Source organism: Microcystis sp. LE19-195.1E (assembly GCF_027532095.1).
Classification (GTDB): Bacteria; Cyanobacteriota; Cyanobacteriia; order Cyanobacteriales; family Microcystaceae; genus Microcystis; species Microcystis aeruginosa.
In genome coordinates, this window is the sequence record NZ_JAPZSZ010000278.1 from 1 (window position 1) to 8,105 (window position 8,105).

At 42.9% G+C, this 8,105-nt stretch carries 9 protein-coding genes and 2 pseudogenes; 7 read left to right on the plus strand and 4 right to left on the minus strand.

Annotated elements, in window-relative coordinates:
• A pseudogene (locus O9300_RS15495) lies at positions 1 to 124 on the plus strand (IS630 family transposase); the annotation flags it as partial.
• 546 nt (positions 125 to 670) lie between these two features.
• On the opposite strand, the gene O9300_RS15500 reads toward O9300_RS15495, so the two are convergent.
• Positions 671 to 1,579: a transglutaminase family protein gene (locus O9300_RS15500; RefSeq protein WP_149986830.1), complete on the minus strand. Its 909-nt coding sequence runs from the start codon at positions 1,577 to 1,579 to the stop codon at positions 671 to 673.
• Positions 1,580 to 1,756: 177 nt separating this feature from the next.
• On the opposite strand from O9300_RS15500, the gene O9300_RS15505 reads away from it, so the two are divergent.
• Positions 1,757 to 3,193: a GTP-binding protein gene (locus O9300_RS15505; protein WP_287972597.1), complete on the plus strand. Its 1,437-nt coding sequence runs from the start codon at positions 1,757 to 1,759 to the stop codon at positions 3,191 to 3,193.
• Between the two features lie 191 nt (positions 3,194 to 3,384).
• Here O9300_RS15505 and O9300_RS15510 read toward each other — a convergent pair whose 3' ends face one another.
• Together O9300_RS15510 and O9300_RS15515 are read right to left on the minus strand one after the other, a co-directional pair.
• Positions 3,385 to 3,681: a type II toxin-antitoxin system RelE/ParE family toxin gene (locus O9300_RS15510; RefSeq protein ID WP_081310256.1), complete on the minus strand. Its 297-nt coding sequence runs from the start codon at positions 3,679 to 3,681 to the stop codon at positions 3,385 to 3,387.
• The gene (locus O9300_RS15515; RefSeq protein WP_002737442.1) at positions 3,666 to 3,854 is read right to left on the minus strand and encodes a hypothetical protein; all 189 of its coding nucleotides are present in this window, start codon (positions 3,852 to 3,854) and stop codon (positions 3,666 to 3,668) included. The genes O9300_RS15510 and O9300_RS15515 overlap by 16 nt, the downstream gene beginning before the upstream one ends.
• A 354-nt stretch (positions 3,855 to 4,208) precedes the next feature.
• Here O9300_RS15515 and O9300_RS15520 point away from each other — a divergent pair, with 354 nt between their 5' ends.
• Together O9300_RS15520 and O9300_RS15525 are read left to right on the plus strand one after the other, a co-directional pair.
• On the plus strand, positions 4,209 to 4,901 hold the full coding sequence (locus O9300_RS15520) for a Crp/Fnr family transcriptional regulator (RefSeq protein WP_287972600.1): 693 nt from the start codon (positions 4,209 to 4,211) through the stop codon (positions 4,899 to 4,901).
• A gap of 235 nt (positions 4,902 to 5,136) precedes the next feature.
• Positions 5,137 to 5,619 carry a DUF29 domain-containing protein gene (locus O9300_RS15525; protein WP_287972601.1) on the plus strand — a complete coding sequence of 161 codons (483 nt, stop codon included), beginning with the start codon at positions 5,137 to 5,139 and terminating at the stop codon, positions 5,617 to 5,619.
• A gap of 339 nt (positions 5,620 to 5,958) precedes the next feature.
• On the opposite strand, the gene O9300_RS15530 is transcribed toward O9300_RS15525, so the two are convergent.
• The gene (locus tag O9300_RS15530; protein WP_287972603.1) at positions 5,959 to 6,666 is read right to left on the minus strand and encodes a polysaccharide deacetylase family protein; all 708 of its coding nucleotides are present in this window, start codon (positions 6,664 to 6,666) and stop codon (positions 5,959 to 5,961) included.
• A 202-nt stretch (positions 6,667 to 6,868) separates the two neighbouring features.
• Between O9300_RS15530 and O9300_RS15535 the strand changes: the two genes are divergently transcribed.
• From O9300_RS15535 to O9300_RS15545, 3 genes and pseudogenes are all read left to right on the plus strand, one after another.
• Positions 6,869 to 7,447: an IS607 family transposase gene (locus O9300_RS15535; RefSeq protein WP_409830980.1), complete on the plus strand. Its 579-nt coding sequence runs from the start codon at positions 6,869 to 6,871 to the stop codon at positions 7,445 to 7,447.
• On the plus strand, positions 7,447 to 7,890 hold the full coding sequence (locus tag O9300_RS15540) for a transposase (protein ID WP_287972606.1): 444 nt from the start codon (positions 7,447 to 7,449) through the stop codon (positions 7,888 to 7,890). The genes O9300_RS15535 and O9300_RS15540 overlap by 1 nt, the downstream gene beginning before the upstream one ends.
• Positions 7,875 to 8,105 (plus strand): annotated as a pseudogene (locus tag O9300_RS15545) (RNA-guided endonuclease TnpB family protein); the annotation flags it as partial. The gene O9300_RS15540 and the pseudogene O9300_RS15545, both read left to right, overlap by 16 nt.

Genomic DNA, 8,105 nt, shown 5'->3' on the forward strand with positions numbered 1-8,105 from the left:
TCGAGAATTTGAAAATAAAGAAGAACTGGAAAAAGTAGTCAATCAGCTTTTAAATGAAGGGGGATTGATTATTAAATGGAGTAGAAAACTTAAAAATAAGGGTAATGCTGTCAATGTAACTTAAATGCGTAAAAGCTTATCTTCCTGAATTAACCCCGTTCGTTCTCAGCCAACCTCTTTGATTGCTTGAGTATTTATACTTAATTTGTCCAGCCAATTGTTTTTTTAGTGATCGCCTTTCCTCAAAAATAGTTATTTTGTACTATATTTTCAATGCCAAAATCGGGGTTAATGCTCTATTTATTTCAAAATGAGAATTGCTGAGTTGGAAACATCAAGGCTATTCCCCAATCCGGCTCGACGGTTTCGAGTAGTCCTTACCTATTAGGTCAAATAGGATTAGTTGAAAACAGTTTAGAAACGCTATATTTTGACATATAACCGTTCTTTCCTTTCCTATTAGGTCAAATAGGATTAGTTGGAAAGCACAAAAAGAGTTTCTAAAAGAAACCCTTTTACTAATAAATTGTGTCAAATATATCTTGACAAAAATCGATAAAAATGCTAGAACCAAACGGCAATCTTCGCTTTATTGCATGAGTAGAAAACGGGTTTCTCCGAGAAACCCGTTTTCTGCGATCGCTGGTCAAGGAAAAACCCGAAATTCAACCTATTCCCTGGGATCAAAATCCGGCAGCGTCCCCAGCTTGCGAATGGTCACTTTAACATCCATAGATAAATAGTCATCGGCATCACCAAACCAAGAACCGGAAAGAGGTATGATTTGACCGGGATGACGAGCGATCGCCACTCGAATTAAATCAAAGCCGGCGGTAATTTGATTAGTCGGATCATAATTACGCCAACCAGCCCCCGGTAGATAAACCTGTAACCAAGCATGGGTAGCACCAGAGCCAGTCATTCCCACTTCACCACCGTCGAGGGCAGCATCGTAGAGATAGCCACTGACAAAACGACAGGCTAAACCCAATCTTCGCAAAGCTTCGATCATCAACCAAGCATAATCGCGACAAGTTCCCGACTTTAGCCGCAGGGTTTCTCCGGGGGATTGAGTTCCTTCACTCTCCCTGGATTGGTAGGTAAAATTATCTTTGATAGCCGCCATCATTCTTTCCATGACATCGAGGGTATCATCTTGGTCCCCCGCTACAAAACTTTTAGCCCAAGCTGCCAGGCTGCCGTCGGCATCCTCGGCGTGGGGACGCATAAACACCACTAAATCTGACCATTCATCGGGGGTGTACTGGATGGGAATTTCGATCGCCCGTTGATCGAGGGGAAAATCAGCGATCGCTTTTAAGCCAAAATGTTCCGCCCGTAATCGACAGGTAACGATTAATTCTGACGCTGCTTGAGCGAATTCAATCCCTACCACGTTGTTAGATAGAGTATCCATAGTCCAGCGCGTTTTGGCGGCAATATTCGCCTCCACAGAATAACTGATAATTCTTTCACCGTGACCGGCACTAGGCAAAAAAATCGCCCGATGTTCCCCAAAAGTTACCGGTTTACGATAATGATAGGTGGTGATGTGTTCCAAGTCGTAGATGACACTCATCCTGATTGTCCTTAATAATAAGCTGGTTATAATTAAATTGAAGATGGTTCCCCCCTTAATCCCCTCTTGATAAGGGGAGTGCCGATACCCCCTTAATCCCCCCTTGATAAGGGGAGTATCTGACAATTTTTAACACCTACCCACTCAGTCACTGATAACTGATAACTGATAACTGAAATGACCTCTGACCCGTTCCTCGATCGAGCTTGGAATACCGAAGACCTAGAACAAGCGCTTCGAGGTGTCGGCACTATTCAAGAAGAACTCAACTATAATCAGGCACGCAATTCTCTGAGCAAACTTGTCGAGCGTCTGGATCTTACCTCGATCGAGAAAATTGGTCTAGAAGCGGAGATCGATCGCCTAGTGGCCCTGCTAGAAAAACTCGATCGATCCCTGATTCAAATTGCCGCTTTTGGTCTGGTGGGCCGGGGAAAATCCTCGATTTTAAATGCTCTGGTCGGTCAAGAAATCTTTACAACCGGCCCTCTACACGGAGTTACCCGCACCATTAAAGGGGTAAATTGGCAGTTAAGCAGCGATGATACTTTCCCCAATCTAGCGCGTCTGACCCTGAACGGCCAGGGTAATGCTCAGGTGCAATTGCTTGATACTCCCGGTATTGATGAGGTAGATGGGCAAACGAGGGAAATTCTCGCCTGTCAGGTGGCGCAGCAGGTGGATTTAATTCTTTTTATCATCTCCGGTGATATGACCAAAGTGGAATTTTCCGCCCTGGCCAAGTTGCGGGAAGCGGGAAAACCGATGATTTTGGTCTTTAATAAAATCGATCAGTATCCAGAAGTCGATCGCCTCGCTATCTATGAGAAAATCGCCTCAGAACGGGTGAAAGAATTACTCTCCCCCGATGAGATTGTTATGGTGGCGGCCTCTCCCCTCGTGGCGGAGACCGTCAAGGGTCAGGATGGGCGGCTTAAAACGCAACGATTTCGGGTAAAACCCCAGATAGAAGCCCTGAAACTCAAAATTTTGGAAATTCTAGAGCGAGAGGGTAAATCGCTCGTAGCACTCAATTCTATGCTGTATGCGGACGAGGTAAACGAGCAAATTGTCGCCCGCAAAATGGCTATCCGTGATCGCGGCGCTAATCAATTGATTCAAAAAGCAGTGATGATCAAAGCATCGGCGATCGCTCTGAATCCGGTGACGGTGTTGGATCTGTTTACGGGGGCAGTTATCGATCTAGCCATGATTCTCGCTCTTTCTCGCTTATACGGCATCGATTTAACTCGTCAGGGGGCGATCGCTCTTTTACAAAAAATTGCCCTCAATATGGGGGGCATTAGTGCCAGCGAATTTTTAGCGGTTTTGGGCTTAAGTTCCCTAAAAGGATTACTCGGTCTCTCGATTCCTGCCACTGGCGGCATTTCTCTCCTTCCCTATACTTCGATCGCCCTGACTCAAGCGGGAGTTGCCGGTGTATCCTGTTACGCGATCGGCCAAGTGACGAAAACCTATCTCGCTAATGGGGCCACCTGGGGACCCGATGGCCCGAAGGCAGTGGTGGCCAGTATTCTCGATTCCCTCGATGAAACCTCGATTCTCAACCGGATTAAGCGGGAATTAGGCTCAAAATTGGGGGGTGCGGGTTAGGGGAAGTGGGGAAGTGGGGAAGTGGGGAGACCACTTCGTGCGCGTTGCGGGGGGAAGTGGGGAAATTGAACTAAAACCCCAAAACCCCAAAACCCCAACCTCCAACACCTAAAACCTGTCCCCTATCTCCTGACTGACTCCTAACTCCTAACTCCTAACGGTTGACCACTGATTACTGATCACTGACTCGATCAATCCAAGAAATGCTTGCTATGGACGATCGCCGCTATAATAACTACTGACCCTTGAATTTGATAGATCAGACGGTAGGCATAGGCAGACTTTTCTCGGATGGTATCATCGCTAAACTCGGCGCATTTTTTCGCTTCTAGGGGACAATTTTCTAAAGAATAGCTTATATCAAGAATTCGACGCACGACGGCCGCCGCGTAGGACGGGGAATCTCGACTAATATAAGATGCGATCGCATCCACGTCTTCAATTGCTTTGGGCGACCAGACAAGGCGATAATTCACTCGATCAGCCATTTGTTTAAAAGACCCTCAACTTCTTCTTGGGGGATTGTATTCTCCAGAGAGGCAGCGTTCAAACTTTGACGCACCTTCTCCAGAACGTATAAATGATACTGAATATCTTCAATTGAACAATCATCTGGTAATTGATTCAAGAGGGATTCAACTTTTTGTCTAATGCTATTCATACAAGTTTGACCGAAGTTTTTAAGGAAAAGTATAAATTTAAGTTATCTATCAACTATCATCTATCATTTATCATCGGATAGAAAATTATAGTTACGCATCCTATCCTAAGCCATAGTCCCCAGAAAAGCGAGAAAAAGTTAAAAATAGATAGGGTGATTATCTAGCTTTTGTAACATTGGGGCGGGGATACTCTTAAGAATACTTAATAATTCTCCTATCTGCCCAATCCCCGCAACTTTTAGGGATTATTGACCGATAACCATCTACCGGCCACAAGACCCCCCCCAATCGCAGAAATTTTTTGTTACATTAGTTTACAGTTCCCTCAACGCCCCAGTGGGTTATTAATTTTAATGTCTTCTTCGGTTCCTTCGTCGGATTTTATACCCTCAATCGGTCAAGAAACAGAAATCTTTAACTGGGCAAAATCCCATTATCGTAACCATACCTTTGCCAAAGATGAAAGAGTAGCCACGCGCCCCGGGCTATTATACTTTGTGGAATCTGGGGCGATTCGTATTCTTGGTAAGGCACAAGTTAACGTTATCGACCAAAAATCCCCCCGTCAACTACCTATTGCCGATAGTGAGGAAGTATTTCTCGGTTTTGTGGGTGCAGGGCAACCTTTTGAGATTGTTTCTCAATTTCCCTTTCAATTACAAGCCCAAGCTCATCTAGACGAGACCGAGTTAGTCTGGTTATACTGGGAAGATCTAGAACGCTGGCCGCAATTGCGATCGGCTGTTATGGAAACTTTTCGCCATCAATACCAGCGTAAGTTATTTTGGTTGAGTATTCTCGGTCAAAAACGCTCCCTCGATCGATTAATGGGGTTGTTGGTTCTATTATTGGAAGAATACGGTCAACCCTGTGTAGAAGGCTATTATCTTCCCTATCCCCTAACTCACGCTCAAATTGCCAGCGCCATCGGCACTACCAGAGTAACAGTAACAAGATTAATCGGTAAATTGCGACAACAAAATTCGATCTTTTTTAAGCAGGATAATCTTATCGGATTGCCCAGTTTATTTTTGAGTCAGAATTAATTTTTCTGATGCTGGTGTTGCTGACTCAAGGTATGAATAAGTAATAGGACGAAATTAACTTCTTGGTTAGGAAAGGCAAAAGGCACTCATGCAAGAGCTAGTTAGATATGTGTAATTAATTGTGTCTAGCTACTTACCAACTGCGCATCCTATCCAAAAGCTAGTTTGGCTCTAGGTTTTAAAAATCCCACACAAGAAGATTCCTATCTCAAATCAGCAACGTCAGAAATCTATTATGACCGCACAAACCCCGCCATCGCTCTCCGTTCTCTATGAGGAAGATTTTGTTCTCTGGACAGAAAAAACCGCCGAACTGTTAAAGCGAAAAGAGTTTGACAGGGTGGACTGGGAAAATCTGATCGAGGAAGTCGAATGGATGGGAAAAAGTGAGCGCCAGGCCGTAGAAAGTTTATTAACTCAACTATTAATCCATCTTCTGAAACTGCGTTATTGGGCAGCGGAAAGAGAACGAAACGCGCGTCATTGGCTAGGAGAGATAGCCACTTTTCGAGTGCAACTGAAAAAAAAGATGAAAACCCCAACGCTGAAAAATCATGCCATCAATTCCTTCGGGGAGGCCTATTCAGACGCAAGACAAACCCTAATTGATGGGAGAATTGTCGATAAAAATACAATTCCCCTAGAGTCTATATTCACTCTCGAACAAGTATTAGACGGGGATTGGTTCCCCATCGATATCGCACCTTTTATTAGTTAAGACCCACATTCCGCACTTCACTAAGTAGCATAGTAGTAGTATGTAAATTTATAGCCAAGGGCAATCACTCTGGCAATAAACATCCGTATTTTTTAGGCAATACTTTTCGTAGTACGGATTAGAAAATGTCAATATTAGTGTATTTAGGCGCAAGAAAATAGAGGAATCAAAATAATCCCCTCAATAGTTAATCAATTATCATCAACCCAATTTACCTAGAGAAAATGAAAATTATAGATAATATTTTTGACAATAAGAAGGCAGAAATTCTCAAATAAAACTTCTTTCTTTTTTTGAATTGGCGATCTTTTCTTGTCCTTAATGCCTAGAAAATGTCACCTAATAACGTTTGTGAGCAACTAATTGGCTGAGAGTCACCACCTGATAACCTCGATCGTGTAATTTAGCTAATAAATTCTTCAGTACGATCGCCGTATTCTCATCTCTTTCGGGGGACCCACCGTGAAGCACTAAAATCGCCCCAGGGAAAATAAATTGCGAGATATACCAAGTGGTAAATTGAGGATGATTCGTTCCTTTTCTGGTATCTAAAGGGATCATGGAAGCGAGGGCAAATCGGGACTCGTAGCCAGGGAATTTCCCCAAAAACGAGCGCATAGATTGATTATAGAAGGCTTGACCGGGACGATACCAGCGCGGCGCTTGACCGGCAAGACGACTTAAAATATCGTGAGCTTCCCGAAATTGACTGGCAAAAGCGTCGGCAGCCAGTTGACTGGTGCGGAGATCTTGGCTGCCGTGATTAGCGATTTCGTGACCTTGGGCGATTAGACGCTCAATCAAGGTGGAGTTCGGTTGCAGGTGTCCCGTGATCAGAAAAAAAGTCGCCTTGACGGGGCTGGCTTTTTCTCGATTATGAGCGGCGATCGCTGCTAAAATGCGATCGGTGGATTTTCCTTCCGGATCGTTGGGAGTGGGTAGGTCATCGATAGTAAGGGCGATAATTTTCTCTCCTGTCGGTTGATAGAAAATTGCCCCGGTCAACAGCCGAGCGACGATCGAGATAATTAATTTGGCAATGCTCATTTGGGGGGTTAAGGGATGAGAAGAGAAGCAAAGATTAGCAATTATACTAAATCCGTTGAGTATAGGCTACATATCAGGATAGGCACTCATGCAAGAGGCACTCATGCAAAAGAAGGAATAGATAATCAGTCTTTAATAACTGGATTTGGTATTGTAAAGTTTCAATACAAATATAGTCAGATATAGTCAGGCATGGCAATATATAGATATGAAACTATCAGACTATGCAAAAAAAACAGGAATAAGTTATCGAACGGCTTGGAGGTGGTGGAAACAAGGGAATTTAACAGGTTATCAATTGCCTTCTGGTACAATTATCATAACGGATGACAACCATTCAAAACCCGACTTGATAGCTTGCATTTATGCAAGAGTTTCCAGTGCCGAAAATAAAGACAATCTAGATAGACAAGCTGACCGATTAAAAGATTATGCTGTTGCCAGAGGCTACAAAATCTACAAAGTTGTCAAAGAAGTAGGCAGTGGATTAAACGATAATCGCCAACAATTAGCCAAAATTCTAGTTGACCCCAATTATAATGTTTTAATTGTTGAACACAAAGACCGTCTAGCCAGATTTGGGACTAATTATCTAGAAATCTTGTTAAAAGAACTAGATAAAAAACTGGAGGTTGTCAATCAAAGTGAGGATAATCAAGATGAGTTGATGTCAGATTTAATAGCCATTATTACCTCTTTTTGTTCTCGAATTTACGGATTAAGAAGGTCGAAAAGAAAGACAGAAAAGATTATAGCTGAGTTAAAAGACAACGGACAATAATGTTAGTAGCCGAAAGACACATTATCAAGAAAGGACATAGATTTTGGGCTGAGATAGATAATTTATCTTGGCAGTCTAAAAATCTCTACAACTCAGCCAATTATTTAATCCGACAAAACTTCATTTATGGCCATGGCTATTTGACCTATAATCAGATGGCCTCTCTCATGAAAAAGACAGAACAGTATCAAGCTTTACCCGCTAAAGTTTCCCAACAAGTTTTAAGAGGATTAGACAAAAACTGGCCATCATTTTTTGCCGCTTCATCGGAGTTTAAAAGTCACCCCGATAAATTTCTGGGAAAACCCAAAATCCCAAGCTATAAGGAGCCAAAAAAAGGACGAAATCTCTTAGTTTACACGATTCAATCCCTAAGCAAAGTAGGTCTTCGGCAAGGATTAGTCAAACTATCAGGTACTTCAATGCCTTGCCGACGAGAGTAGCGGATCGCATAGCAGAAGTTAGAATAGTTCCTAAATGTGATTGTTATGTAATCGAGGTAATTTATGAGAAAACTGAACAGTTCTTAGCTCCTAATGAAAAGATAGCTGCGATAGATTTAGGCATAGATAATTTGATGGCTGTAACTTCAAATCAACCGGACTTTATCCCTTTGTTGATTAATGGCAGACCGTTAAAAAGCCTGAATCAATTTTAT

What these genes read in the sequence shown, in the direction of transcription:
- O9300_RS15500 (WP_149986830.1), bottom strand. Translation starts at nt 1,579, where the DNA reads ATGAGTGTCATCTACGACTTGGAACACATCACCACCTATCATTATCGT.
- O9300_RS15505 (WP_287972597.1), top strand. Translation starts at nt 1,757, where the DNA reads ATGACCTCTGACCCGTTCCTCGATCGAGCTTGGAATACCGAAGACCTA.
- O9300_RS15510 (WP_081310256.1), bottom strand. Translation starts at nt 3,681, where the DNA reads ATGGCTGATCGAGTGAATTATCGCCTTGTCTGGTCGCCCAAAGCAATT.
- O9300_RS15515 (WP_002737442.1), bottom strand. Translation starts at nt 3,854, where the DNA reads ATGAATAGCATTAGACAAAAAGTTGAATCCCTCTTGAATCAATTACCA.
- O9300_RS15520 (WP_287972600.1), top strand. Translation starts at nt 4,209, where the DNA reads ATGTCTTCTTCGGTTCCTTCGTCGGATTTTATACCCTCAATCGGTCAA.
- O9300_RS15525 (WP_287972601.1), top strand. Translation starts at nt 5,137, where the DNA reads ATGACCGCACAAACCCCGCCATCGCTCTCCGTTCTCTATGAGGAAGAT.
- O9300_RS15530 (WP_287972603.1), bottom strand. Translation starts at nt 6,666, where the DNA reads ATGAGCATTGCCAAATTAATTATCTCGATCGTCGCTCGGCTGTTGACC.
- O9300_RS15540 (WP_287972606.1), top strand. Translation starts at nt 7,447, where the DNA reads ATGTTAGTAGCCGAAAGACACATTATCAAGAAAGGACATAGATTTTGG.